Origin of the sequence: Leptolyngbya sp. FACHB-1624 (assembly GCF_047649235.1) — a bacterium.
Classification (GTDB): Bacteria; Cyanobacteriota; Cyanobacteriia; order Leptolyngbyales; family Leptolyngbyaceae; genus Leptolyngbya; species Leptolyngbya boryana.
Window position 1 is genome coordinate 1,381,761 of the sequence record NZ_CP180258.1, and the last position, 25,206, is coordinate 1,406,966.

The following is a 25,206-nucleotide window of genomic DNA, read 5'->3' on the forward strand; positions in this document are numbered from 1 at the left end:
GCGATTTCTCGCCCTTTGCTTATTTTGCCGCAGCTTTAGGAGCTTTCTTGGGTGCTTCGACTTCTTCAAGTTCGCTAAGGGCGAAGTTGTTGGTATTGACACCGCTGGCAGTACCGCTGTATCCGGTATAGTTCACCTTGTCAAAACGGACGATCACTGGATATTTGATACCGCTTTGGTCGATCGACGCAACTGTGCCGATGTCGCGATACCAGTAGGACTCTTTGCGCAAAATGCGGACTTTAGAACCACGTTGAACCATGATTGTTCTTTTCCCTTTATTTTGAAAATTAACGGACTCAGTGTGGCGATCAAATGCAAGAGCGGATGATGCCAGATTTGCCACACGATGGTCAATTTTCCCCAATTTACTACGCTATCTGAACGGTTCAGCGATTGGCTTCACAGGTTGAAACATTCTGAAACATTAGCGCGATCGCGAATCGGCAGATTGAGGGGAGAAATTTGCCGGGCTAGGCACGATCGAGAACTGTAATGCCTCGGGGAATGCGGGCTGCACTTGGGCTAATCGCTGCCGCGACGAGTGCACTAGACTGAGAACTTCGCCCTTTATAGTGACTGATCCTGTGGAAGGACTAGGTGCAGATGGAGATAGCCCGGTCTTCATCGTCCGAGGATTGAGAGGTTGAGTCACTTTCGCGGTGACGACGGGAGCGCTCATGAGCTTTGCTTGACGATCGACTTGCGATCGCATTGTCGTGAAGTCATGCGTCGATTGGTGCAGCGCGCAATATACTTGCACTTGTTCTAAGCTTGCGCCGTCGGTTCCTGCGACTTCTCCAAGTTCTGAAGGGGGTGAGCAAAGGAAATCCGGCTTGGGATAATTGGATTTGAGAAAGCGCTCAACCGCAGAAATATGGAGCAAAATTTGTCCACCGATCGTTTTGAGACGCGTTGCTTCGGGAGTCGCTGCAGATCGTTCCACACGATCGAGCAATCTGACTTGGTCTTGGGTCAATCGATGCGCTTCTCGCCAATAATCACGCGTTGCATCCTCAATGGGTGCGTTAGAGCGGGTACTTGCTCCGGCAAACGGTGCACTGAGCAAAAAACCAGCTGATGCTAGCCCGATCAAAAGAACATACCGCATATTTCTCCGTCCCGCTTTATCTGCCACAGGTACGATTTTCCTGTTTATCCAATTCATTCAACACTGAGAAAGGGTGGCTCTGCCGATCTACATCCGTATCTTTACGGGATTTTTAATTTTAGAGTTGTAGCATCTTTTGTAAATTTCAAGCCGCATCCTAATTTTCAAATTTTCGTATGCACTTCCGTGGGATTCTTTGTCGATCGCATAGACTCAGGATGGAGCATCGATCAAGCCTCGCAATGTATACCTACGCTTTCTTTAAAACACCAAGTTCGTCCCTACAGTTGAGTGAAGGGATCGCCGGAAGACTGGAAATCATTACGACTCAGGGTTTGTCTGCTTTAGTAGAACCAGATTTCGAGTTTGAGACGATCGAGAAGGATGATACGCAATTAGTCCAAGCTGTTTTGACGCACGATCGCGTGATCTGCGATTTGTTTTGGCAGGTGACAATTCTCCCGCTGCGATTTGGGACGCAGTTTTTATCGCGCGATCGCTTACTCAAACACTTATCAAAGAATGCAACCCAATATTTAGACAAGCTGAATCAGCTTGAAGGAAAAGCAGAGTATCGATTGAAATTAACGCCGATCGAGATCGAGTTACCGAATGATCCAGAGATGAACGGCAAACTAAAGGGACGAGAGTATTTTGAGGCGAAGCGACAGCATTTCCAGTTACAACTCGATCAGCAGGAATTGCAGCGGCAGGAATTTCAACGAATTCTGACTGAGATCGAACAGATTTATCCCGATACGATGCTGAAGGCGGGGTCTGATGGAGTGGAGAAACTCTATTTATTAGTAAATAAGCAAGAAGAGATGGAGTTATATCAGCATTTGGATGAATGGCAGCAGCAGTATCCGCATTGGGAATTGGGTTTAGGTGAGGCGTTACCGCCTTATCACTTTGTCTAACCTGTCTAACGTTTTGCCAAAACCAAACCGAGACTTAAAACGATTAACGCAATTAATGCGATCCAACCCGCATTACGACGAAGCCAGACTCCGGGCTGCATCTCATATCGAGTGGGTGTACTCAGGATCGGCACGGTGATGTTGTGGTACATGGTACATTCCCGTGCCTCTGGGCGCTGTGGATAGTTACAAGAATCATCTGCGTCATAAATGCAGGTTTTACACAGCGATTCAGTTCCGGTAGCACGGTGTAGGACAATACCGGGATGTCCATAGGCTTTGAGCGGTGTGCGACAGCGTGAACAGGCGATCGCGTTAGAGGGCATCGATTGGCCACAACGAGGACAATTTGGCATGACTATCGGTAGCTTTACTTCACGGAATGTGCGTTAAATTTACGAACCTGATATTCTTTTTGCTCTAAAAATGGGAAGCTTTGTCCCATCGCTTTGACAAACCGTTGTTCAGTCTCTTCTAAGACCGAAGCCGGAACATTCTTCCACGCATCTTTTGTTTCCCAATGAATGACCATGGTTAATTCCGATTCATCCTGAGGATTCAACCAGATTTCTTTTCCAACATAGCCCGGATACTTTGAAAGTGTCGCTGTCCAAATCTCGGCATCTTTTTGAATATAAGTTTCTCTTAGCTCGATCGGAACTTTCACTTTCAACCATTCAATTACCATAGTTCTACCTGCAGAGGAATGACGTTAATCTGCTCAATCGACTAGCTTAGATTCTAACGCTTTCGGATAAGGCTAATGCTGAGGATGCAGGTTGAGGAGCAGTGGAAAACTGAGCTTACAGATTTAGTACGGGGTGCATCGGGCGGCTTCTTATTCGGAATTCCATTACTTTACACCATGGAAGTTTGGTGGATTGGCTCATATGTTAGTCCCGTGAGAATGCTATTCGCACTGGGATTCACTTTCTTAATTGTCTTTCTGCTGAATCAAACATCAGGGTTCAGAAATGATACGACGACACAAACTTTTGATGCGTTGAAAGATTCAGTTGAAGCTTTAGCGATCGGGATTGTCTGTAGTGGCTTAACGCTGGTTCTACTGCAAGAAATTACATTCAATGTGTCACTTTCAGGAGCCTTAGGAAAGCTGATCTATGAAAGTGTGCCTTTTACGCTTGGGGTCGCCTTGGCGAATCAATTTTTAGGCAAAGATCAATCGCGATTAGGAACCGATTCCAATCCCAAACAAGGTTCCAAGCCCAAAAAAGGGAGTGCAACTCTATCAGATATTTCAGCCACTTTGATTGGCGCGCTGATCATTGCATTTAACATTGCGCCAACCGATGAAATTCCGATGCTCGCTTCGGCTGCAACTGGAGGCTGGTTACTCGCAATGATGGCAGCTTCTTTGGTGATTTCCTATTGCATTGTGTTCGCAGCAGGATTTGGTCGGCAAGCTCAACGATATCAGCATCAGGGGGTGTTTCAGCGCCCGTTCGGAGAAACGATCGCTGCTTATTTAGTCTCTCTGTTTGCTGCCATGTTAATGCTAGTATTTTTCCAAAAGCTGCACTTCGATGATCCGTGGCAGCTTTGGTTGAGATACACGATCTTATTAGGACTGCCTGCTGCGGTGGGGGGAGCGGCAGGACGGTTAGCAGCTTAGGAGGATGAGATGACAGACCGGAAACCTAGAACGATCGCGGAGTGGGTGACATTTGGGATTGCCAGTTCGATATTGAGCACGATCGCGGGACTTGTGATCTATGTTTGGGCTTCTGAGCGCCACGAGCCGTCTGCGATTTCAATCGAACAGAATCAAGAGATTCGGCAAACTCAGGGTAAGTTCTATGTTCCGTTTGCGGTGACGAATACAGGTGGAGAAACTGTAGAGTCGCTGCAAGTGATTGCAGAATTGAGAGTGAACAATCAGATTGTTGAAGCAGGCGATCAACAGATTGATTTTTTATCGAAAGATGAGAAGGAAGAAGGCGCATTTGTGTTTCAGCGCGATCCACGTTTGGGAGAATTAACTGTAAGAGTAACAGGTTATAAAATTCCTTAGAGAGTATTTGAGAGCATCGCACTGATATTCTGGTTGATTCATCCAATTCGCGAGATTTGAGCTACCTCGCGAGAAATGCAAAAAAGTGCTGTGCTATTGAAATCCAAACTTAGGACGGAACGACTAAAAAAGAGACTTCTGTTGCTCCATAAAATTTGTCGAACTGAAGATTGCCGTGTTGCGTCAAGACTTCTCCTTGTCCACTGTAGATGCGCGAGACGCGAAAGCGATGATAGTTCCTGACGAGCGATCGCAAAATGAGGTAATGGCTCTGACTATCTGGATAGAGTTGTCGATCGAGCTTTGGCAAAGAATACCAGGGACACGTCATATCTGCATGATGAGCATTGTGATACCCAAAATTGAGCAGGATTAGATTCAGCCAGGGATATTGATGAGAGATGATATTAGAAAAAGTGTTCGCTTGCTCATAGATATTGGCTTCCTCGCGAGAAATGTTTTGAAACTTTTGAGGTAAGGGAACTCCTACAGGTAGCGATTCATAAGTATGTTGAAACGCATCCATTAACCGTAGGATGTGAATCATGCTGATATAAGCAACTAAATATAGAAGTAGCGCTTTGAGAGAAATCGCCCCGAGTACAGCAAAGAGAGCGCTGCGAATCAAAAAAATCGAGACAACCCGAATGCGATCGTGTCTGCGCTCAAATTGCCTAAAAGGAGCAAGTATCAAACGAATTCGCAAGAAGAATGCGAGCGAGGGAATGTAGAGCCACTCGCTCGCCAGAAAAGTAAATCTGAGGAGCGATGGTAGCGAGTCAAGAAATGCAACGAGATTGAATCGGCAATAGTCAATGCGATCGGTATGATGAGCAATGTGCATCTTCATTAACTCAGAGAATCGCACATAGCAACTTCCATTCAGCCACAGCATCACATTGCCTCCAAACGCATTCCAGCGCAGATGCGAGAAAACGTTAGCGTGCATAAACTCATGTGCAAGATATGTTGCTAACGTTAAACTGTGAGTGAGAAGTAACACGCCAACAATGTTCAGCCAACTAGCAGGCAGTAAGAGAAGCCCAATTCCTGTACTATAACCGCTCAATGTATAAAAGATAGCGAGTCCATTCCAAAACAGCTTTAGGGAATGTAAATCTCGTTTTAAGTACATTGTTCTAGACACCATAAATAGATAGGCATAATTAAACATCAGTTCGGTGAGTTCTCTTGCTTCGTTACTGACCCACCCCGGAATGAATTCGGGGCTAGTTGAACGAAGTCCACTCAAGGGACTAACAGCCAATGATCACACCTTCTTCAGTGGGTTTCAACCCACTTCGTACAGTTAGCTCTGGAATTTCATTCCGGGGCGGGACGCAAACCAGAGCGGTAATCTTCCAATTTATCTCACCTTCCTACTTTTGATGACTTTAGGTTAGAGCGATCTGTTCGATGAGTTACCCCTCCTGAAATAGCACTGTACTCAGATATCGCTCTCCAAAGCTTGGCTGAATAAAGACAATTAACTTTCCAACATTCTCCGGACGTTTTGCTAGCTGAATTGCTGCACTCAAGTTCGCCCCCGCAGAAATGCCTGACAATAATCCTTCTTCGCGAGCTAAGCGACGACTATAGTAGATTGCATCCTCATCCTTAATTTGTATGACTTCATCAACCAGTTCAAGTCGCATCACATCCGGCACAAATCCTGCTCCAATGCCTTGAATCTTATGCATTCCTGCTTGCCCACCGGATAGCACAGGACTATTTTGCGGCTCGACTGCGATCGCTTGAATTTCTGGTTTCTTCTGTTTGAGGGTTTCTGCTAATCCCGTAATCGTGCCGCCTGTTCCGACACCTGCAACCACGATATCAACCTGTCCATCGGTATCTGCCCAAATCTCCTCGGCAGTTGTTTCTCGATGAATTTTAGGATTCGCCGGGTTTTTAAATTGATTCAACATAAACGCATTGGGAATCGTCGCAACTAATTCCATGGCTCGATCGACGGCTCCCTGGCTAAATAGATGACCGGGTGTAAGTTCTAACTCCGCTCCGTAAGCTTTTAACATTGCCCGCCGTTCCATGCTCATTGTGTCTGGCATGGCAACAATCAAGCGATATCCTTTAGCAGCGGCAACCATTGCAAGCGCAATTCCAGTATTGCCCGTCGTTGGCTCGACTAAAACCGTTTTACCGGGTTCAATCAGACCTGCGGCTTCTGCCGCTTCAACCATGCTGATCCCAATGCGATCTTTGATAGAAGCGGCGGGATTCATCCCTTCTAGCTTCGCCACAATCTGTGCGATGCACCCTTCTGTTTGAGGAATGCGCTTGAGTCGGACGAGGGGAGTCCGACCAATAAGATCAGTGACATCATCGGCAATTCGCATGATTTTATCTCTGCAACTTGAACGGAAATTGCTAGCGGATTAGTCAACAATCATACTCCACTCAATGATGAGATTGAGTGGAGGTGCTGCGCTCTTATTTCTGAAAGTCGTTTTACAAGGATTTCGCTGAGTTACCCTTTGGGTAATGGGACAAGGACATCGATAATTTGGGAAAACAGAAACGTGATACCAATTCCACAAATTACAAATCCAGTAGAGCGTAAGCTAGCAGAAACCTGTGATTGCTCAAGCAAACGTTTCCCTAACTTAAAGACAACCAGGACTACCCCCAACTGAATACAAGTAAAGCCGAGCAAATAGGCGAGCATCGGAGTCATCTGTGCTCCAAAAATTGCCTCGCCATAAGCATAGCCATGACAGACTCCTGCGATCGCACTCAGTCCAAAGACTGTTGTACTATTTAGGTCGTCTTTTCGAGTCAGCAAGATGCCTACAATGAGAATGGATGCAGCGATCAGGAGTTCAACCCCTGGCAAACTCAGTCCAATCAGGTGTAGTCCTGCTCCTAGCATTGCCGACAAGATAAACGCGATTGGAATCATAATCCCTTGTCGTTTCGCGACAGCTAAGAGTGCGATCGCGACGACGAATGCAAAGTGATCCACGCCAATGAGAGGGTGTGCTAGCCCCGACAGAAAGCCTTCAAAGAAGTTCCTCGGCATTTTTCCGTCCATCGCATGGTGAGCCATTGCGGGAGATGCGATCAGTAAAACACTGGCGATGCTTAGAAGAAGGACTCGCTTTGGTTGCAGAAGTTGACTGAAGGAAGCTAGTCTAGAAACCTTGCTTTGATTGATCATTCTGACCTCATGTATCGTACTTAGGATGTTATTGAATTGCAGAAAGAGCAGTCTTCTCTTGAGCAATCATTTCAGCCGTTCGCTGCTCTAGTTCTTCTGGCGAAATCAGATCAGAGTCTAACGTTAATCGCTCTAAAGCCAATAGCCAACGCATGTAATAGTCCCAATCCGGATCGTCTTTACAGTGTGTTGCTTCCCACTCTGCGATCGAAGTAATTAAGCCTTGGCGAAAATCTTCCCACTCATAGTGTCCTTTCTTAGAGAGCGCGATCGCCATCCCAAACGCGCGTCCTTCCCAAGGTCTTGCAAATAAAAGTTCTCCATTGCTGCGAGGCGGAGCATTCGGATCAACTAGCATACTCGCAGCCGCAAACTGCTCAAATTTGACCTGCATTTAACTCTCCCTCCGCTTTCTAAGCGGGAACAACAACTTTAGCTGCCCCTTGCATTGATTCAGGGGTAATGATGGCAGCAAGCTGCTCCTCTGTCCAATCCTCGGTTCCATCTGGGCGTTCTGGAACCACAAACCATCGGATTTGGGCGCTCGTATCCCAGACTCGAATTTCAGTCGATTCGGGAATGTCTAGCCCAAACTCTTGCAAGACTTTGCGAGGTTCGCGAATTGCTCTCGCTCGAAACGTCGGATCTTTGAACCAGTAGGGCGGCAGTCCTAACACAGGCCAAGGGTAGCAGGAACACATCGTACAAACAATGAGATTGTGAACGTCATCAGTATTCGCAACTGCTTTCATGTGTTCACCTTCTGCGCCTGCCATGCCGCGTGGAAAATTCATCACTGCGATCGCAGACGGCGTATCTTCGAGCAATTGCTGCTTAAACTCTGGATCAACCCAGGCTTTTGCAACAATTTTGGCACCATTAAACGGTCCCATATCTTTCTCAAAAAACTCGATTACCTTGTCAACCGTTGCACTGGTAATGACCCCTTTCTCAATTAGCAACGACTCTAACGCTCTCACACGAGCAGCACTATAAGTTTCGCGATCAATGCTATCAGCCATGTCTCACATCCTTAATCAAACAAAATCAAGCGCACCCAAATTAAGCCGGATCTTCTAGATAGCCTTCGAAAATTTGGACGTAAATCCATGTTTTTGGCTCGGTCAAATTGCCCCAAATTTCGTGAGAATCAAATTTGACGTTGTAGATGGGCATCGGATCGCCGACTCCATCGCCTGTTGGGAAGTAATAGTTATAAGCCCCTTCATAGACCACATCAATCACTCCCTGCTTCGTGCGGAGGTAGCCTGGTAGCTTGCAGTGATCGGTTGGAGGTGGATTTCTGACCGTGACCACATCGCCAACCTTGAACTTCGGCTGAATGGCAACGTCACACTTCGGCGAATCTCCAACCCGCAAGTATTCCATCACTTGATCGTCGATCGCAGGTTCTTCTGCTTGAGGGAGCGGTGCATCTAGCTGTTCTAGGTAAGCTGCTGTTTTTGAATCCAGTTCTTCTTTAGAAACATAGCCAGATTCAACAAAGAAACCAGAGATGCCACCGAGCCACTTTTCGTAGTAGCGGTACTTGAAATAGTCGAAGGGGTTTAAACCTTCAGCACCTTTGCGAAGATGTCCCCACGTCCAGAAACTCTTAAACTGAGTCGGAACTGTCTTGACTGCTTCTAGATGATTACTTAACGCCATCATTGCCACATGAATGCCAAAGATGCGCTCTTCCCAAGGTTGCACAAAGACTCGCTTTTCAAAGCTAGAAGGTTCAAGTCCCTCAAGTCCACCCAGGTAGTGCTGTAGCTTCATTTTTTCGTTTCTCCTAATTGAACACGCAAAGGTGAATCACGATTTATCTAAACGCGGGACTGCTCTCTGGCGGAGATGGGTTGTGTGGTCATCGCATCTCCCCACATTTCGGAGAGATAGCCGAAGATTCCGCCTAAAATCATTGCTGCTGCTGCGACCAGTGCTGGATTTTCTAGTCCTGGAGTTGTAATCGCTTTCCCAGTTGCAATCGTAGTTCCAACGGTCGAGGCAAATCCCCAAACAATGGCAGGAATCGCCCTAAGTAGAGGAACTTTGGAAGCCTGCACCATCGCTGCACTGCCGATGCCAACACAGATTGCCGCGATCAAAGGATTGCTTCCCAAGGCTGAAATCGAGAGCAGTGTCAAAGATGCGATCGCAATTCCGGTGAGGTTAGAAGCAATGCTCTGCTTTAAGCCAGAAGATTTACCCCCTAAGATAAAGAAGGATGCCCAAGCAATGAATGTCACCCACACGGGGACAAGAATCAATGTTGCTGTGAGATAAGTATCCAATGCTCCTAAAGCACCAATACTGACACTGTACGCATCTAGCTTTTTCATACCCTTACTTCCTGTTTGTGAATGATTTAGAGAACCTTACCTAAGCGAAACTTAGGACAAACATGATTGAAATCCACTTTTCAGTTCTGATTCCGGCAACTCCCGCCCGATGAAAACCATCTCATTTCGGCGCAGTTCGTCAAATTTCCACGGGCGTCCCGGTCTTCCTTCTAGAAGCATATGAACCCCTTGCAGCACAAACCGTCGATCTTCATCGTCTACATTCAAGATGCCTTTCATCCGAAAAATATTTTGCCCTTGCATCTGAATGAGTTGGTTGAGCCAAGTTGTGAGCTTATCGCCATTGACGACACCCGGTTCAACGATCGAAATCGAGAAAACAGTGTCATCATGCTCATGCGCGGCTTCATTGAGAAACTCTGGATCAATTGATAAAGCATTCTTGAGGTCAAAGGCTTTGACTCCTAAAATCGAGTCAATTTCTACATCGCAGTTGTGAGTTCGATAGATCTTGGCAAAGGCATTCATCGATCGAATTCGGTTTTCTATTGTTTCGATTTGTTGAGGAGAAACGAGATCAATCTTGTTGAGTAAGATAACATCTGCAAAAGCGACTTGTTCTTGAGCTTCACTGCTGTCCCAATGTTCCTCAATGTGTTTAGCATCGACAACCGTGACCACTGCGTCTAAGTGAGTTTTAAATCGCATGGTTTCATCGACGAAAAATGACTGAATCACAGGTGCTGGATCAGCTAATCCAGTTGTTTCAATCACCAAATGATCAAACTTTTCGCGCTTCTCCATCAAGCTGCCGATAATGCGAATTAAATCCCCCCGGACTGTACAACAAATGCAGCCATTATTCATTTCTAAGATTTCTTCATCTGCATTCAAGACAAGCTGACCATCGATGCCCACATCTCCAAATTCGTTCACAATCACAGCAACCTTTTTGCCATGTTCATAGTGAAGAATGTGATTGAGCAGTGTCGTTTTTCCTGAGCCAAGATAACCTGTAATGATCGTAACGGGAATAGAGCTACTCAGCATACACAAATGCCTATAATTGCGAGCGGTTGAACGACTAAGTGGCTTGAAAGAATTTACTAACTGCGCCTTTTGCTTTGCTGTATCTTACGCCTATTGATCTCATTAATGCTGGTTGAAAAAAGTAGTGGCTGAGACAAAAGAATTAGAAGGTTAAATTGTGTCTAAGATGAACAAAAAATTCAACTTTATTCATCATGAAACAATAATTTCTCCTCTCAGTTCTGATCACAAAGCCTTCTTTAAAAACTTTATCTCCTGATTTGACTGCAAGTTTTATTTCTCAATGTCGAAAAGCTTAATTGAAGCAATAAATAGAAGTCAAAGCATTTTTGATATCGTATCTATCATCAAAATAGATAGATACGATACCTTCTCTTTGTCCATTGTCTGAAAAAATCCTGTTTACTACCATTCACACCCCTTTTCCTGGACTTATGGAACGAAAGCGTCAAAGCAAGATCAAGCTGGCGCAACTTCATGCTTTTATTGCAGTTGCAGAACACAATAGCTTCAGTGAGGCGGCTCTTGAGTTGGAGGTGGCGCAGTCAGCCGTAAGTAATGCGATCGCAGCACTCGAATCAGATCTCGGGATTGTTTTATTTTCTCGTGGGCGTTATGGTGCAGAACTGACTCCCGCCGGAGAGAGGGTGCTTACCCATGCTCAACAGATCGTACATCTGCAAGGACAAATCTTGAAAGAGGCAAATTTGCTGCGGGGTCTTCAAGGAGGCAAGGTGCGCCTGACCTCGATTCGCAGCGTTGCAACTCACCTGCTTCCAACAATTATTGCCCAGTTTCAACGACAGTTTCCAGGAATCACGGTGAGTGTGATCGAGCAGTTTGATGAACAGAGCATTGAGGATGATTTGTGTAAAGGACATGCTGACATTGGGTTTACAGATGACTTGATGACGGATGAGTTTGAAACTTGGGAGTTTTTGCAGGATGAGTTTGTGGTGCTACTTCCCTTGTCTTACACAGAACCACCCTTCAAGTTGGGGTGGGAGCACCTAAAATCCTATCCCCTGATCGTCGCGACGAATGGATTCACCTCTGACAAGTATGCTTACGAACACTGTGCGAGATTTTGCAGATCGATTCAACCTGTCTATCAAGCGAAATCTGACTCAACTGTTGTCAATATGGTTGCCCAAGGTCTAGGCGTTGCGATTCTGCCTCGTCTAGCGGCTGAACCCATCCCGCCCAATGTTGAAGTTCGTAGCTTGCCGATCCCCTTTTTTAGAACCATTCGGATGGCGATCGTCGCAAATCGTCCCCTTTCTCCTCATGCCTTTGCATTCATGGAATCCTTGAAATCCTCGACAGGTTGCTTCAACTCATCTTCTCTAGGACGGGCTAGCTAGTACAAATTCTGCTCCCGATTTGCACAATCTACAGCTTTCACAAGCCGAACTATCAACCCTCTCTAACTTCAATCCACTCAGTCGTTTCCAGACTCTACTAGGATAGAATGTTAGCTACTATCGCTTTGTTTTAAATTGAAATGAGCATGATTGAACCAGTCATCCGGCAGCAGTATGACCAAATGTCGGCGATCTATGATCAACGCTGGAGCCAATATATTTCCAATACGCTCAATTTTTTGAAAGCTTGGGCAGAGCTTGCCCCAACTGAAAAAGTGCTGGATATCGCCTGTGGTACTGGAGAGTTTGAGCAGTTGATTCTGACCGAACACTCAGAACAAAATATGGTCGGAGTAGATATCTCTGAAAAAATGCTAGCGATCGCACAACAAAAACTGCAAGCTTATCCAAACGTCACGCTTTCTCTAGCATCTGCGGAACACTTACCCTTTGCGGATCAAAGCTTTGATGTCATTGTTTCTGCAAGTGCTTTCCATTATTTCGAGAATCCCGCGATCGCGCTTGCAGAGATGAAACGGGTACTGAAACCAAATGGGAAAATCATGATTCTCGATTGGTGTAAAGACTATTTACTGTGCCGGATCTGTGATCTAATCTTAAAAGTTACTGATCCGGCTCATCAACAGTGCTATACCCAAGCTGAATTGCACGGTTTCCTGAAGGCTTCAGGCTTTGACCTTACTCGTGCAACGAAAGTTCGGTTTGGTCTAGTCTGGGGAATGATGGTCGCGACTGCTTCGCCAAAGTTAAACTAGCACCAGGATTGCTCGTCGGGTGGATTGTGTAGCAGTTCTCGGATATTTGCTTCGATCACCCGATAACCTACATTGCCGTTGAGCCTTTGCCGTCCTTCGTTAAAGATCAGCGTTGGACTCACTGCAACCGTATGCTCTTTTACTAAGTCAAGATCTTTCGAGAGTTGGGCATAAGCTTCCCCACTATCAATTTGTGCCTGAATCTCTGCAATCGGCAGTCCCAATTTCTCGGCAATTTCTAATTGAACTGCGCGATCGCCAATATTTGCCAAGTGCGTGAAAAACTGTTCTCGAAACGTCCAGATTGCTTTTTCAAAGACCTTTTCTGACTTTGGAATGATGCCCTTGAGTTCGAGTAACTGAATCGCGTGAAGAAACAAGTGACAAGAGGTGGAGGATGGAGGAACTACTGCTGTCCAAATCTCAGGGTGAACGGTAATGTGATTGAACTTTCCCGCCACATCTTGAACATGCTGACTATATCCTTGGAAGCCACCTTTATCCCGCCAGCGTTGCTCTAACTTTTCCCGAGCATTACCAAAAATGGGAACGAAATGATACTCGATCGCAATCTTGTCTTGAAAATTCGTTTTCAGTTCATCTAAACGAACTTGCGCAATATATGCCCAAACGCAAAGAACATCTGAGAAGTAAGAGATGCGAATAGGTTGCATGAGCTTCTCCAATAGCAGTCATGTTGACTCTATGCTGTTAATGCCGATCTTAGCAACTGACGGACGGCATCAAAATGGCGCTGCAATCGGGTAGGTTCACTGTATAAGCGCCCAAGCAATAGAGCACCTTCGATCATGACGAGTAATTGTTCTGCTAAACTATCGGGGTCGATGTCCGGCTTGAGCTGATTTTGTCCGGCTTTCAGCGATCGAGCAATGGTGGCTTGCCATTCGTCAAACACTTGCATGAGATGATGCTGAAATGCCACATCTTGCTTGACGACTTCCACGATTAAATTTCCTAAAAAGCAACCTGCGCAATCGGGTTCAGCTAAATGTTTGGCTTCAAGTTGATCAATCATCCAAAAGACTTGAGCGATCGGATCATTCGAGGATGCTTGCGCGGGGTCAAGCACAGCAGTTTTGATCTGATTCCATTTAAAGTCAATCAGCGCATGAGCCAATTCATCTTTTGACCCAAAGTAGTTGTAGAAACTACCCGAGGACATGCCGCTCGCTGCGAACAGTTCCTTCAGTCCGGTTGACTGAAAACCTTGATGATGAATCAGAGCCTCAACAGCAAACAAAATATCTTCACGGGTACGTTTCAGATTGACCATGCGCTTGTCATTGAACGACGGTTAGCTTCTCCAATATTATGGCAGACACGAGCCTCGCTGCTTTCGTTTGAGCTATTTAAGACTTCAACGAGAAGAGCGAGTTACCTTTCCTGATTTACCACTTCTTATAGGGTAAGAACTTTCCGTTCATGATCACTTTGACGCGATCGCCTTTTGGATCTTCGATTTTTTCGATGTCTAACGTGAAGTCGATCGCGCTCATGATTCCATCTCCGAATTTTTCGTGGATGATCTCTTTCATCGGCATTCCGTAGACTTGCATGATTTCGTAGAACCGATAAATCAAGGGGTCGGTGGGAACGATCGGACCTAATCCTTTTGACGTAGAAGCCGTGAGTTCTGGTACGAGATCTTGGCTCAAATCCAACGCATGGAGTAACTTGCTTGCTTCGTCTTCAGAGGCAGTCGCTTGCCCATAAAACAGGGCGGCAATCCAAACTTCGTCACGGTTGAGAATCGTTTCTAAATCCGTGAAACTGATGCCTTTTGCTTTTTTAGCTGCAAGCAATTTCTGAGTCATTGCCGGAAATTCGGTACTTGACATAGTTCAATTTCTCCAAATCACAGATCAATCGTCTAGTTACACTTCAAAGCGCTTCAGCAGATCAAGATCAGCTACGGTTTTGGAGCCGGGATTCTTCGATCGCGCGCGTTTCACGAGATAAGTGGTGTTCGAGTTCTGCTTTCAGTTCATGGTAGCGCGGGTATTGGTCTAAGGCTTCACGACTGCGCGGGCGGGGAAAGGGAACATCCAGAACTTCAACAATTTGGGCAGCGGGTCCACGGCTCATCATTACAATTTTGTCAGACAGCAATAAAGCTTCTTCGATACTATGCGTGATCAGAACGACCGTTTTGCGGTGCTGCTCCCAAATCCGTTCGATTTCGTCTTGTAAAAAGCCTCGCGTTAGTGCATCAAGTGCGCCGAAGGGTTCATCCATCAACAGAATTTGGGGATTGATCGACAAGGCTCGGGCAATGCCGACGCGCTGCTTCATCCCACCCGATAATTCATGCGGATGCTTGTGCTCAGCACCATGCAGTCCCACCAAGTCGATGTACTCTCGAACAATGTCTTTTTGCTGCGCGATCGACAGATTCGGCTGCACCGTTTCAATGGCAAACCGAATGTTCTCAGCCACTGTCATCCAAGGCATCAGAGAATAGTTCTGAAACACAACTCCGCGATCGGGTCCCGGACGATCGACCGGAACCCCATTGAGTAACACTTCTCCATGAGTGGGCTGTGTTAATCCAGCGATGATGTTGAGCAGGGTAGATTTCCCGCAGCCTGATGGACCAATAATCGAAACGAATGTATTGGGTTCAATCGTGAGATTAATCTCCGAGAGTGCAATGAAATCCGAAGAGGATCGCTTGAGTAACTTGTCTTGCCAGGTTTGCCGACCTGGAAAGACTTTGAATACATCCTTGAGAACAAGCTGAGCGCTAATTCCGGTTGTCGAAGTGGATAAATCAGTGTGCGAAGAAATCATAGCCCCTAGTGCCCTAATACAGTGTTGAGTCGTAGTTCGAGAAAGTCATGGAAGCGCTTGAGAGATGCCTATTGGGTTCGTTGTCCAAATGACACCCAGCTATGCAGTAGCCCGAGTAGACGATCGAGACAAACTCCTGCCAGTCCAATCACGACGATCGCGGTAATGATACTGGTGACATTGAGATTGTTCCACTCTGCCCAAACAAAGCTTCCTAGCCCTGTTCCGCCGACAATCATCTCGGCTGCTACAATCACGAGCCAAGAAATCCCAATACTAATTCGTAAGCCAGAAACAATACTGGGCGCAGCGGCAGGCAGAATGACTTTGCAAATGGTACGCCAGCGGGAAGCCCCAAGTGTTCGAGCGACATTGAGATAGTCGGTTGAGACGTTACTCACCCCAAATTTTGTATTGATCAGCGTCGCCCAAATGCTACTAATCGCGATCACAAACAGCGCTGTGCCCTCTGAGCTTTTGAGAATGCCTAACCCCAGGGGAAGCCATGCAAGTGGAGAGACAGGACGTAGAAGTTGGATGAATGGATCAACGGCTTTAGAAGCAACGTCAGATAATCCAATCAAAATTCCTAGCGGAATCGCGATCGCGGAACCGAGTAAGAATCCCAACAGTACCCGCTGTAGGCTAGCGAATAGATGAGTTCCAATGCCTTTGTCATTGGGACCGTTATCGTAAAACGGATCGGAAATCCAACCCAAAAAATCTGAGATCGTGCGACTTGCAGGAGGCATCACCGGAGAAAAAATTTGATACTGTACGCCCAGTTCCCAGATGATTAAGATCCCAGAGAGCAATAGCAAAAACAGAATCAATGCCTGAATATTCTGATTTTCAAACCAAGGTTTGGACTTTTGCTGTTTTGATCCGAGCGATCGCGAGTTTGTGAGAGATGAGTTTGCCATGGCACTTACTAGACTCCAAATTGCTTCACTTGATCTTGAACATAGCTATCGACCTTGGCAGGATCAAAGGTGTCAAACTTGAGCGTTTCTACTCTAGTGGGTTCTGTCGGAGGAGTCTGTCCTAGCTCTTTTGACAAGTCTCGGGCTAAGTCAGTCATGTAAATTTGGTCAGCGATTTCTTGGAACTTAGCTTTGTCGGTCGGCATTAAGTCCCAACGTACCATCTGGCTGGAAATCCACTTCGCGAAGCTCTTCCAAGGATACGGATCAAACTTAATGCGATCGGGAACATCCAAGGATTCACCCAAACCATTGTCAAATTTTCCGGTCATCACAGCTTTGAGCACTGGCTCTGGCTGATTGAGATATTTCCGGGCTGCCATTTGTTGAGAGACACTTTCTCGGTTCTTCGCATCATCGGCATACGCGGCAGCTTCAATGATCGATTTATTGATCGTGCGGAAGGTGTTAGGATTCGCATCAATCCATTTCTGACTCGCTGCAAAAGCACAGCAAGGATGACCATTCCACAGGTCTTTGGTCAGCATATGAATGAAGCCAACTTTCTCAAAAATAGCGCGTTGCCCAAAGTTGTCGGGCATTAAAAAGGCATCGATTTGTCCGGCTGCCATTTTTGCAACAGAGTCAGGCGGTGGAACAATTTCCAGCTTGACATCTTGATCCGGATTCAAGCCTCCAGAAGCAAGGTAGTACCGCATCAGCAGATTGTGCATTGAATAGGGGAACGGCACCCCGATCGTCATTCCCTTAAAGTCTGCTGCACCTTTTACTCTGTCCTTGTGCTTCATCGCGACTGCGATCGATTGCCCATTGATGTTTTCAATGCTGGCAAGTTTGATCGGAAATACCGAGGAGCCTAGCCCTAACGACATCGCGATCGGCATCGGAGAAAGCATATGATAGGCATCGAGTTCACCTGCGATCGCCGATTCTCGCACTGCTGCCCAGTTTGGCATTTTCTTCAGTGTGACATTTAAGCCGTATTTCTTGTAGATTTCAGCAGATTCAGCAACCAAAATGGGAATCGAGCAAGCAATGGGAATAAAGCCGATCGTCAAGTCTTTCTTCTCTAAATTTCCGGTGGTTGCTGTCGTGGAAGAAGTCGTGTTCTGCTGATTATTACCACCCGCGCAACTGGTTACAGTCACAACCGCAGCAGCAGCAGCAACTTTAATGAGAAAGTCACGACGACGGAACCGACTCAAGCGAATCGCATCCCCTAGAAACTCGGTTGCATTGGGACCAAATGCTGCTGCTAGCGCTTCGTCGAGTCCACCAGCGAGTTTGATCAGTTCATTACAGATTTGGCGCTGTTCTGGAGGAGCTTGATCGATCGCTTTTAATAAAATCGCTTTACGAAACTCAGCATGGGTCAATGCTTGACCAAGCTGCAAAGCATCTTCTGAGTAATGCCCCATTTGCACTAAGTCATCGACCAAGTCCACTGGATCTTGAGGCATTCCCTCGATGAATTTCCAATGGTCTTCTGCAACATGAGTCCCGCCACATGGACAAAACATTGAGCTTGTCAAAGGATCGAGAGAATAAGTCCGATCGGATTGAGAAAGATCCAGAGAAGTGGGCATACAGTATGAAAAATATATAGTGAATCAGAGTAGAAACATCTTACAAACTTGATCAAAGAAATAGTGTAGTAATGAATACGAAATAGTTTATAAAAGCAAATTAGATGTATCTGTGAAACGGGAGTCTTCTTATCATAAATAAATTTTTTATAGGCAGGTTTAATCTCTTAAATTCCAAATCAGATCGCCGAAACTAGCCTTCTAATTCGGAAGCGCTGAATTTGAAAAATTCTTGCGATATTTTCATCAGAAAAAAATCTCAAAACCTGTGAAAATAGGGTATTTGAAAAGATAATTTTATCTTTTCAAATACCCATCTTGCTTAAAAAATAGTTCTGTTCTAGCTGATCTTGTCGAGATCATGCAACATTTTTTTAAGCTGTTTAAGCGCAGGAGTGACAATTGCGACGAAGTAAGCTTCTCTCAGTTTTCGTTCAACTTTTGAACCGTGAAGATAGGCTCTTGCGCCAGCATGTAACATCGCTGATTGAGCTGCTCTTAAAGATAATTCTGAGCCAAGAATTCTGGCTTTAATGACTTCCTTAAACAGCGATCGCTCAATTTTCTCTTGACCTACTAACTCATCTGCTAAAGCATAAGTTGTCTGCCGAGCCGTTTCTAATTCTGCGGTTAATTCCTCAGCTTGATCGGGTAAAAATTGATTGACATGTCCATAGCGTTGATTCGATCGCTCAATCAAATCAATGCAGCTTTCGACGAGTCCTAATCCCATACCGACCTGAGTTAAAACAAAGCCAGGACGAATCCGAGCAACATAATTCTCACAAGGTGCTGCCAAAATCCATTCATCAGGCACAAACACATCGCGAAAGACACAGCTAAAGGTATTACTTCCTTCTAGTGCAATGAAATGAGCATTGCACCGAAGCGTTAAGCCTTCTAGCTCATCCGATACGATCGCCATCAGATAGTCATCGCTGTCTGCCATCTGAGCCGCAATGCCAAAGTAATGTCCTGCCCCAATGTTCGACACCCAAGGCAACATGCCATTCAGCTTGTAGCCGCCAGCAACTCGTTCTGCTATCAGCGCAATTTTCTCAATCCCGGCAAAGTGCTTCATCGGGTTCGATAGTCCTGTGCCTCCCAAGGCTTGTCCAGTTGCAACTAACGGCAGAATTTGCGTTTTCAAATAGTCGTTGTCGCTATTTTCCATGTACCAAGTGCAAGCAACTTGGCACCAACTCATAAATCCTGTGCAGAGACACTCCTGCGAAATTGCTTCGATCGCTTGAATTGCCCCGCGCAATCCAGTCCCAACTCCGCCATATTTTTGGGACACTGCTTGCCCAAAGCCTCCGACTTCTCCAACCCGGTGCATAAATGCACGCGGATATACGCCTTGTTGATCGATCGCCTCAACTTGCGGTGCGAGATCTGATGCGATCGCGCTCTGCAACTGGGCGAGCATCAAATCAACCGATGCAGATGTCTCACAACTGGGATCGACTCTCGAATGGATCATTGAATCAGTCATGGGATCGATCGTCGAATCGATCATTGTCCTGGAAATTGCTTGCATATTCTTGATGACTTCAATAATGGATTCTGACCTGATCAGATTGGATTTTTAGTATCGAACCTGATCAGGAACCGAGTCGGTCAAAAGCACTACTTCAAGGAAACATCCATATTGACCGGGAGCCGCAACGTGTTCGCAACAGGCGACCAAACATTAGAGTGAGCAACCAGATCGTCTAATTCCTCGCGGCTAGCATCGCCTTCTAAATCGACTTTGACGCGAATATCGGTAAAGCCCAAGCGCTTGTCCGATAAGTCACCGATGCCCCAAACGCCCGTAATATTGATGTCTCCTTCAAGTTCAAGCTCTAGCTTTGTCAGAGTGATTCCTCGCATGGTTGCATTGGCATGGATGCCCACCGATAGACAAGAGCCAAGACATGCTAGCACTGCTTCAGAAGGGTTCGGTGCAGTGTCTTCTCCTAAGAGTCCAGGCGGTTCGTCAATCACGTGCGCGGGCAAATCCCGAACATAGGTCAAATTGCGAAATTGACCTTCGCAGACAGTCTTCACTTTGAGCGCTTTCACAACCGTCGGGTCAGCTTTAGCGGTTTCGGCTAATTTGTCGAGTCCGACTTTGCTAATCGGGCGGAGGGGAGTTTTGACCTGAGCGGTGACAGTCGTATCAGCCATAGCGATTTCATCTAAATAGAATGTTCTATCTAATTGAATCAGAGATGGCTTGGCGAATCGGTTCGTTTCGTTACAAAATTGCATTCATGACGCTGAATTCTCAAAAATTGCCAAAATCCCCAGAGCCGTCCTTAAACTTCAGCTGGTTCACTTGAACCAAGGTATCGAGCCGAAGGATGGTTCCGCTTTGCAGTCGCAAAAATTCTTGCTTGTTTTGGGAATACACATCGACGATTTGATCTTCGAGAACAATTTTCTGATGGGCAGCATCCTGGTAAACGATCGTACAAGACTGATGACGCATTGCCAGTAATACAAGCTCGTCATACAAATCGCAACGAATAGGCTGATAAGGTTGCATCGGATTAAAGCGGAACAACACTGTTAAAAGGCTAAATGATTTGGCATCTGAAGAGGTTAAAACTTGCTCTGAAACAGAATGAGTTTTGTCGGTTCGAGTTCACCCATCAGAAGGCAAACTTCTCTTCATTTGACAGTTCAGTACTTTGCCTAATTCGTCAAAGAACTCCGTAGGTCATCACTTCGATCGTCGTATGTGTTGGGGACGACTTCCAACTTATAACAGTTCTTGGGAGGATAAGTGTTACTGACTTCTAATCAAAAAATATGCCTAGGGCAAAACAAACCGCTTCGAAGTTCCACCTCGACGACCCCCAGTACTATCTCAACCGAGAATTGAGTTGGCTAGAGTTTAATCGCCGCGTTCTGCATGAAGCGATCGATATACGCACTCCTCTACTAGAGAGAATTAAATTTACGGCGATCTTCAGTGCCAATCTCGATGAGTTTTTCATGGTGCGGGTCGCCATTTTAAGAGAACAGGTCGAAGCGCAAGTTGGTACGTTAACGCCCGATGGTCGTACTCCCGAGCAACAGCTTGCTGAAATTAGCCAACAGCTTCGTCCTATGCTGGTTCAGCAGCATCAGCTATTTGAACAAGACTTACGCCCACAGTTAGCCAAAAACAGCATTCATATTCTTAATTACATCGATCTCAGTCAAGACCAGCAGACTTATTTACACCAGTACTTTGAGAAACGAATTTTTCCAGTTCTGACCCCGCTTGCGGTTGATCCTGCCCATCCTTTTCCGCAGATGTCGAACCTCAGCCTCAATCTAGCGGTTGTTATCAAAGACCCAGATACCGGAGAACAGGACTTTGCTAGAGTCAAAGTTCCAAGCAATCTGTCTCGATTTGTGACTTTTCCCAAAGAGTTACAGCAATACAAAGGAGAGTCATGTTTGTGGCTCGGGGTTCCCCTAGAACAAGTAATTGCTCATAACTTATCGCTATTATTTCCAGGAATGGAGATTCAGGAATACTATCCCTTTCGAGTCACGCGGGATGCTGACTTGGATGTGCAGGAATATGAAGCAGATGATTTGCTGCTCGCGATCGAACAAGAATTACGGAAACGACTGCGAGGCGGCTCGGTCTTACGACTGCAAATTCCAACCTCTACCTCTGAGTTTGTCCGCCAAAAATTGATGCAAGGCATGAGTCTAACCGAACTAGAAGTGTACGAAACCGAGGGACTGCTTGGGCTAAAAGACTTAATGGCATTGACAGCAATTCCTTGCCCATCGCTGAAAGATTCGCCTTGGACACCAGTGATTCCCGCGCGGTTGAAAGGGCTAGCCCCCCAATTAGACACTCGAATCGATGCGGACGATCGTGGCGATGGGCTAGATATCTTCTCTGTTATTCAACAGCAGGACTTACTGGTACATCATCCCTATGAATCGTTTACCGCTTCGGTTGAAACGTTTATTACCCATGCGGCAACTGATCCAGATGTTCTAGCGATCAAAATGACTCTTTATCGTACCTCTGGGGATACCTTACCCAAAGCGCTCATGCAGGCAGCAGAGAATGGTAAACAAGTGGTCGTCTTAGTCGAACTGAAAGCACGATTTGATGAAGAAAACAACATTAACTGGGCGCGTCGATTAGAAGACGCAGGGGTGCATGTTGTTTATGGCTTAGTTGGATTTAAGACCCATACGAAAGTCGTGCTCGTGGTTCGCCAAGAAGCGGATCAAATTCGTCGCTATGTTCATATCGGCACTGGAAACTACAGCCCAAAAACCGCAAAACTCTACACGGATTTAGGATTGCTGAGTTGTCGTGAGGATCTCGGTGCCGATTTAACCGATCTCTTTAACTATCTCACTGGATTTTCTAAACAACGATCGTATCGGAAATTGCTGATTTCACCCATGACCATGCGCGATCGCATAACGGCAATGATTCGGCGTGAGATCCAACATTGTCAACAGGGGCAACCGGGTCGCATCATTGCTAAGATGAATTCCCTCACGGATGTTGAGATGATCCGCACTTTGTACGAAGCATCACAAGCGGGTGTGCAGATTGACTTGATTGTGCGCGGGATGTGCTGTTTGCGTCCTAGTATTTCAGGAATTAGCGACAATATTCGAGTGGTGAGTATTGTCGGACGATTTCTCGAACACTCTCGAATCTTCTACTTCCATAACAATGAGGAGACTGAACTCTATTTAGGAAGCGCGGATTGGATGCGACGCAATCTCGATCGACGAGTGGAAGCTGTCACGCCCATAGAAGACCCATCCATTAAGCACACCTTAACAGACACTCTGCATCTGCTGCTGTCGGATACTCGCCAAGCTTGGCTGCTTCATGCCGATGGTCAGTATACCCAATTACGCCCACAAGAAAATGAGGCAGAGTGTAGTGCCCAACAACGGCTGATGGAACTGACTCAGCATCATTAATCAATAGGATTAGCTCACAACGCGAGTCTAGATGCCATAATCTGAAGACAAGCTTACCAGAGCAGGATTTTTGGAATCTTTCGGAATCTCTGGCAAGCTTTTGTTTTCCGGTGCGCCATCTAGCCTATTTTCTATTGAACCAATGTCGTTGTCACAGTCGTTCGGTTCCGATGATCATTCCGTTCAGCCATCATCTGACTTCATCTTAGTGTGTGGCTTGGGGAGTTTGGGTCAGCAATGTGTACGCTATCTCAAAGAATTTGATGCGCGTGTGATTGCGATCGAAGAAGCGAGCAGCAGAACTTGGGAACTTCCAGAACTGCCAACCCTGCTAGATGAATTCGTGATTGGAGATTGTCGGCAACTCGAAGTGCTAGAGCGAGCGAAAATTGCTCAATGCCGCGCGATTTTACTAGTGACGAGTAGTGAAACTGTCAATATCCAAGCAGCTTTGGCAGCGCGATCGCTCAATCCAGCGATTCGATTGGTGATTCGTTCTGACCAGCAAAATCTCAATCAGCTTTTGGGACAGCAACTCGGTAACTTTGTTGCATTTGAAGCCACTCAGCTTCCAGCACCTGCGTTTGCTTTGGCAGCATTACACCAGGAAACTATCGGATTATTTCGATTAGGCAATCAACTGGTGCGAGTTGTTCAACAGCAAATTGAACCAGAGCATCCTTGGTGCGATCGACGCAAGATTTATGAGCTAAACAACTCAACTCGAACGGTTCTCGCTCACAATCAAGTCTCACCTCGTTTCTATCAGTGGGAGCAAGAACAGACAATTTTTTCAGGAGATACGATCGCTTACGTTGAAGTAAATGAAATTCCACACCATCGATTACCTGATAGGTCGTGGAGGAGAATCAAACTATCAATTGCTTTAAAGGCACTGATCAGTTCACTACAGAAACAGGATTTAAAGCAACTCCTATATCAATTCTGGCAAGATAGTAATCAAACTCAGAAAGTCACGATCGTTTCAGGTGCAACAATTGGTGGATTAGCATTATTAGGCACGCTACTGTTTTGGTTGAACTACCCTGACATTACGCTACAAGACGCATTCTTTACAACAGCAGTTTTATTACTCGGCGGTTATGGTGACTTATTTGGGCAGGTCAAACTAGAGCTACCGATTCCGTTGAGCCTAAGACTGTTTAGTTTGCTGCTTGCGATCGCAGGTACTGCCTTTGTTGGTGTATTGTATGCCCTCTTAACGGAACGTTTGCTCACTGCAAAATTTCAACTTCTCAAGCGCCGTCCTCCAGTTCCGAAAGAAGAACACATTGTCATCGTTGGTCTCGGACGAGTCGGACAGCGAACGGCAACCCTGCTCCAGGAAATGAGACAATCCTTGGTTGGTCTCAACAGCACCAATCTCGATCCGACTATTTTGCCGACGATGCCTTTATTAACGGGTAAACTGACCAGCACATTAGCAAAAGCAAATTTGCAAACCGCAAAAAGCGTAATTGTGTGTACCGATGATGAAGTCGCAAATTTAGAAATCGCATTAACAGCTTGCCAACAAAATCCAGGGCTGAATTTGGTGATTCGGGTCTTTGATCCTCGCTTTAGCAAGAGTATCGCCCAACTATTACCTTATGCAAAAGTATTGGGCGCTTATCGCTTGTCTGCGGCAGCATTTTCAGCCGCCGCATTTGGGGAAAATATTCTGAGTCTATTTCGGCTCAATCAACAAACAGTTCTAGTAACCGAGTACCAAATCACCGAAACCGACACGCTACACAGACATCTTCTTTCAGATGTGAGCTACGGCTATGGCATCGTTCCTATTTTGTATCAATCTGCCCAACATGAGCCTGAACAATGGATGCCTTCGGGGGATATTCGAGTGGGGAGCGGCGATCGCTTAGTCGTGTTAGCCACAATGGAAGGATTGCGAAATGTAGAACAGGGAAAAATGACGGCGAAAACCTGGCAGGTGCGGGTCACAAAAGTCCTGACTCAGGATGCACAGTTTGAAGCAACAATGGCGATCGCACGAATTTCGGGCTGTGAGATTGACGCAGCAACCCACGCTCTGAAGACCTTACCGACAACACTCCCGATTGACCTTTACCCCCATCAAGCCCAACGTTTAGTGCTACAACTTAGACGAGTGCAAGTCGTTGCTGAAGCATTCCCCAATTCCTCAAGTCATGATTAGAA

At 46.1% G+C, this 25,206-nt stretch carries 28 protein-coding genes; 7 read left to right on the top strand and 21 right to left on the bottom strand.

The features are described from left to right. Positions 1-19 precede the first annotated feature (19 nt). Both ACMUEV_RS06350 and ACMUEV_RS06355 read right to left on the bottom strand, forming a co-directional pair. Complete coding sequence (locus ACMUEV_RS06350) at positions 20-346, bottom strand: photosystem I reaction center subunit IV (RefSeq protein ID WP_225885677.1); 327 nt, start codon at positions 344-346, stop codon at positions 20-22. A gap of 81 nt (positions 347-427) precedes the next feature. Then, complete coding sequence (locus ACMUEV_RS06355; protein ID WP_190652150.1) at positions 428-1,138, bottom strand: hypothetical protein; 711 nt, start codon at positions 1,136-1,138, stop codon at positions 428-430. A gap of 215 nt (positions 1,139-1,353) precedes the next feature. On the opposite strand from ACMUEV_RS06355, the gene ACMUEV_RS06360 reads away from it, so the two are divergent. Next, complete coding sequence (locus ACMUEV_RS06360) at positions 1,354-2,031, top strand: GvpL/GvpF family gas vesicle protein (RefSeq protein ID WP_190652149.1); 678 nt, start codon at positions 1,354-1,356, stop codon at positions 2,029-2,031. Positions 2,032-2,036: 5 nt separating this feature from the next. On the opposite strand, the gene ACMUEV_RS06365 is transcribed toward ACMUEV_RS06360, so the two are convergent. Beyond that, on the bottom strand, positions 2,037-2,357 hold the full coding sequence (locus ACMUEV_RS06365) for a hypothetical protein (RefSeq protein ID WP_242044564.1): 321 nt from the start codon (positions 2,355-2,357) through the stop codon (positions 2,037-2,039). 44 nt (positions 2,358-2,401) lie between these two features. Further along, positions 2,402-2,719, bottom strand: coding sequence for a TIGR03792 family protein (locus tag ACMUEV_RS06370; RefSeq protein WP_017289981.1), 318 nt, complete (start codon positions 2,717-2,719; stop codon positions 2,402-2,404). A 75-nt stretch (positions 2,720-2,794) separates the two neighbouring features. On the opposite strand from ACMUEV_RS06370, the gene ACMUEV_RS06375 reads away from it, so the two are divergent. Continuing rightward, positions 2,795-3,664 carry a TIGR02587 family membrane protein gene (locus ACMUEV_RS06375; protein ID WP_190652147.1) on the top strand — a complete coding sequence of 290 codons (870 nt, stop codon included), beginning with the start codon at positions 2,795-2,797 and terminating at the stop codon, positions 3,662-3,664. Between the two features lie 9 nt (positions 3,665-3,673). Continuing rightward, positions 3,674-4,063 carry a TIGR02588 family protein gene (locus ACMUEV_RS06380; protein ID WP_190652146.1) on the top strand — a complete coding sequence of 130 codons (390 nt, stop codon included), beginning with the start codon at positions 3,674-3,676 and terminating at the stop codon, positions 4,061-4,063. Between the two features lie 109 nt (positions 4,064-4,172). Here the strand turns inward: ACMUEV_RS06380 and ACMUEV_RS06385 are convergent, their stop codons facing one another. The 8 genes from ACMUEV_RS06385 to ACMUEV_RS06420 form a co-directional block, all read right to left on the bottom strand. Then, the gene (locus tag ACMUEV_RS06385) at positions 4,173-5,330 is read right to left on the bottom strand and encodes a fatty acid desaturase (protein WP_348251559.1); all 1,158 of its coding nucleotides are present in this window, start codon (positions 5,328-5,330) and stop codon (positions 4,173-4,175) included. Between the two features lie 154 nt (positions 5,331-5,484). Continuing rightward, positions 5,485-6,420 (bottom strand): cysteine synthase A, encoded by a 936-nt coding sequence (gene cysK, locus ACMUEV_RS06390; RefSeq protein WP_017289977.1) that lies wholly within the window; start codon positions 6,418-6,420, stop codon positions 5,485-5,487. Positions 6,421-6,551: 131 nt separating this feature from the next. Then, positions 6,552-7,241, bottom strand: coding sequence for a HupE/UreJ family protein (locus ACMUEV_RS06395; RefSeq protein WP_190652145.1), 690 nt, complete (start codon positions 7,239-7,241; stop codon positions 6,552-6,554). 28 nt (positions 7,242-7,269) lie between these two features. After that, positions 7,270-7,635, bottom strand: a complete 366-nt coding sequence (locus ACMUEV_RS06400) for a nitrile hydratase accessory protein (RefSeq protein WP_017289975.1) — start codon at positions 7,633-7,635, stop codon at positions 7,270-7,272. Between the two features lie 19 nt (positions 7,636-7,654). Then, the gene (nthA, locus tag ACMUEV_RS06405; protein WP_017289974.1) at positions 7,655-8,263 is read right to left on the bottom strand and encodes a nitrile hydratase subunit alpha; all 609 of its coding nucleotides are present in this window, start codon (positions 8,261-8,263) and stop codon (positions 7,655-7,657) included. Between the two features lie 40 nt (positions 8,264-8,303). After that, positions 8,304-9,023 carry a nitrile hydratase subunit beta gene (gene nthB, locus ACMUEV_RS06410; protein ID WP_017289973.1) on the bottom strand — a complete coding sequence of 240 codons (720 nt, stop codon included), beginning with the start codon at positions 9,021-9,023 and terminating at the stop codon, positions 8,304-8,306. A 47-nt stretch (positions 9,024-9,070) separates the two neighbouring features. Then, on the bottom strand, positions 9,071-9,586 hold the full coding sequence (locus ACMUEV_RS06415; protein ID WP_017289972.1) for a DUF1097 domain-containing protein: 516 nt from the start codon (positions 9,584-9,586) through the stop codon (positions 9,071-9,073). A gap of 51 nt (positions 9,587-9,637) precedes the next feature. Then, complete coding sequence (locus ACMUEV_RS06420; protein WP_017289971.1) at positions 9,638-10,597, bottom strand: CobW family GTP-binding protein; 960 nt, start codon at positions 10,595-10,597, stop codon at positions 9,638-9,640. Positions 10,598-11,031: 434 nt separating this feature from the next. On the opposite strand from ACMUEV_RS06420, the gene ACMUEV_RS06425 reads away from it, so the two are divergent. After that, positions 11,032-11,961: a LysR family transcriptional regulator gene (locus ACMUEV_RS06425; protein ID WP_017289970.1), complete on the top strand. Its 930-nt coding sequence runs from the start codon at positions 11,032-11,034 to the stop codon at positions 11,959-11,961. 140 nt (positions 11,962-12,101) lie between these two features. Next, positions 12,102-12,737 (top strand): class I SAM-dependent methyltransferase, encoded by a 636-nt coding sequence (locus ACMUEV_RS06430; protein WP_199329589.1) that lies wholly within the window; start codon positions 12,102-12,104, stop codon positions 12,735-12,737. On the opposite strand, the gene ACMUEV_RS06435 is transcribed toward ACMUEV_RS06430, so the two are convergent. The 9 genes from ACMUEV_RS06435 to ACMUEV_RS06475 all read right to left on the bottom strand — a co-directional run bounded on the left by ACMUEV_RS06435 (position 12,734) and on the right by ACMUEV_RS06475 (position 20,611). After that, the gene (locus ACMUEV_RS06435) at positions 12,734-13,411 is read right to left on the bottom strand and encodes a DsbA family protein (protein ID WP_190652144.1); all 678 of its coding nucleotides are present in this window, start codon (positions 13,409-13,411) and stop codon (positions 12,734-12,736) included. The two genes, ACMUEV_RS06430 and ACMUEV_RS06435, sit on opposite strands and share 4 nt — an antisense overlap. Positions 13,412-13,440: 29 nt before the next feature. Then, positions 13,441-14,031 (bottom strand): TetR/AcrR family transcriptional regulator, encoded by a 591-nt coding sequence (locus ACMUEV_RS06440; protein WP_017289967.1) that lies wholly within the window; start codon positions 14,029-14,031, stop codon positions 13,441-13,443. Positions 14,032-14,146: 115 nt separating this feature from the next. Beyond that, a complete protein-coding gene (cynS, locus tag ACMUEV_RS06445; protein WP_017289966.1) occupies positions 14,147-14,596 on the bottom strand; it encodes a cyanase in 450 nt (149 codons plus the stop codon). Positions 14,597-14,663: 67 nt separating this feature from the next. Further along, entirely contained in the window at positions 14,664-15,548 is an 885-nt protein-coding gene (locus ACMUEV_RS06450; protein ID WP_017289965.1) for an ABC transporter ATP-binding protein, read from the bottom strand. Positions 15,549-15,616: 68 nt separating this feature from the next. Next, entirely contained in the window at positions 15,617-16,471 is an 855-nt protein-coding gene (ntrB, locus tag ACMUEV_RS06455) for a nitrate ABC transporter permease (protein WP_190652143.1), read from the bottom strand. Between the two features lie 8 nt (positions 16,472-16,479). After that, a complete protein-coding gene (locus tag ACMUEV_RS06460) occupies positions 16,480-18,078 on the bottom strand; it encodes an ABC transporter substrate-binding protein (protein ID WP_348251558.1) in 1,599 nt (532 codons plus the stop codon). 340 nt (positions 18,079-18,418) lie between these two features. After that, positions 18,419-19,573: an acyl-CoA dehydrogenase family protein gene (locus tag ACMUEV_RS06465; protein ID WP_225885679.1), complete on the bottom strand. Its 1,155-nt coding sequence runs from the start codon at positions 19,571-19,573 to the stop codon at positions 18,419-18,421. A gap of 134 nt (positions 19,574-19,707) precedes the next feature. Further along, on the bottom strand, positions 19,708-20,250 hold the full coding sequence (locus ACMUEV_RS06470; RefSeq protein ID WP_086371059.1) for an OsmC family protein: 543 nt from the start codon (positions 20,248-20,250) through the stop codon (positions 19,708-19,710). A gap of 100 nt (positions 20,251-20,350) precedes the next feature. After that, complete coding sequence (locus ACMUEV_RS06475; RefSeq protein WP_190652141.1) at positions 20,351-20,611, bottom strand: hypothetical protein; 261 nt, start codon at positions 20,609-20,611, stop codon at positions 20,351-20,353. Positions 20,612-20,877: 266 nt separating this feature from the next. On the opposite strand from ACMUEV_RS06475, the gene ppk1 reads away from it, so the two are divergent. After that, positions 20,878-23,028 carry a polyphosphate kinase 1 gene (ppk1, locus tag ACMUEV_RS06480; protein WP_190652140.1) on the top strand — a complete coding sequence of 717 codons (2,151 nt, stop codon included), beginning with the start codon at positions 20,878-20,880 and terminating at the stop codon, positions 23,026-23,028. A gap of 142 nt (positions 23,029-23,170) precedes the next feature. Further along, positions 23,171-25,204, top strand: coding sequence for a potassium channel protein (locus tag ACMUEV_RS06485; protein WP_190652139.1), 2,034 nt, complete (start codon positions 23,171-23,173; stop codon positions 25,202-25,204). Positions 25,205-25,206 lie beyond the last annotated feature (2 nt).